The organism is Ereboglobus sp. PH5-5 (genome assembly GCF_029504805.1).
Classification (GTDB): Bacteria; Verrucomicrobiota; Verrucomicrobiia; order Opitutales; family Opitutaceae; genus Ereboglobus.
The window spans coordinates 1-1,108 of the sequence record NZ_JAQFIT010000042.1 but is presented as its reverse complement, the minus strand read 5'-3'; the positions used below and the strand labels follow the sequence as shown (position 1 = coordinate 1,108).

Annotated in this window: 1 protein-coding gene; it reads left to right on the top strand. The window is 58.1% G+C overall.

The genetic code is table 11. The annotated features are described in order from the left end of the window. Positions 1 to 356 precede the first annotated feature (356 nt). A complete protein-coding gene (tnpA, locus tag M2103_RS13190; RefSeq protein WP_277511150.1) occupies positions 357 to 809 on the top strand; it encodes an IS200/IS605 family transposase in 453 nt (150 codons plus the stop codon). The last annotated feature ends 299 nt before the right edge of the window (positions 810 to 1,108 follow it).

Genomic DNA, 1,108 nt, shown 5'->3' with positions numbered 1-1,108 from the left:
CCGCGAAAAGTCCCCTCAAATCGACCCTCGCGTCCTGCTTTTATCCCCACTCCTTCTCGATGCCCCGATGGGTCAACTTCTGTCTGGACCTCCCGATTTTGCGCAAAACGGAGCGGGAGGGTGACGACGGGGAGGACGGCATGGTGCGTTGAATGTTGTAAAGACAACGCGCAAACTTGGGAAATATTAATCTCAGAAAACATGTTTTCGATGTTTTCGCGCTTCTCCCCGCGCCAACGGCGCGTCACAACTTAGCCCATGGTGCCGCTGCGGCACCATGGGAACAATAACAATAAAGCGCCATGCGCCCTGTAGGGGCGCCACACCCGCAACCTCCCCAAACACATCACCCCGCCATGCCCCAATCCCTCTCGCGCATCCTCGTCCATCTCGTGTTTTCCACAAAACACCGCGAACCCATCATCGCGCCCGCCGACCAATCCGCATTGCACGCTTATCTCGCGGGCACGCTCAACGCCATCGGATGTCCTGTGATCCAAATCGGCGGCATCGCCGACCATGTTCATCTCCTCTTCGGACTCTCTCGCACGCACACAATCGCGGATATCGTCAAACACGCCAAACAAAACGCAGCGCGCTGGCTGCGTGAACGCGACGCCCGCTACCGGAATTTTCTCTGGCAATCCGGTTACGGCGTATTCTCCGTTTCGCCGTCAATGGCCGATACCGTGCAAACCTACATCCGCACGCAACCGGAGCATCACCGCAAAGTCACATTCCAGGACGAATATCGCGCGCTTCTCGCCAAGCACGGAATCGAATACGACGAAAATTACGTCTGGGATTGATGCGCATGTGGCGCCCTGTCAGGGCGCACGGTGTTTATCTTTTCATTCCCGGGGCGGGCACCCTTGGCGCCCGCCCCGGGCTAAGTTGTGGCGCGCCTTTGGCGCGCAATTCCAGATACCTCACGCTGAGACTCGACACCATCAATCGCGGGCCAATTTGCGCGGTGCGGCGCACCTTGCGCGACTGGCTGAAGAGCGTCGCGTTTACCAGAGTCTGCGGTAGCCGAGGTTTAGGGACCAGGGGCGTTCGTAGAACTGAGCCTTCGCATACTCGTAGTCGATGTAAACTTGGCTGATCG

What these genes read in the sequence shown, in the direction of transcription:
- tnpA (WP_277511150.1), top strand. Translation starts at nt 357, where the DNA reads ATGCCCCAATCCCTCTCGCGCATCCTCGTCCATCTCGTGTTTTCCACA.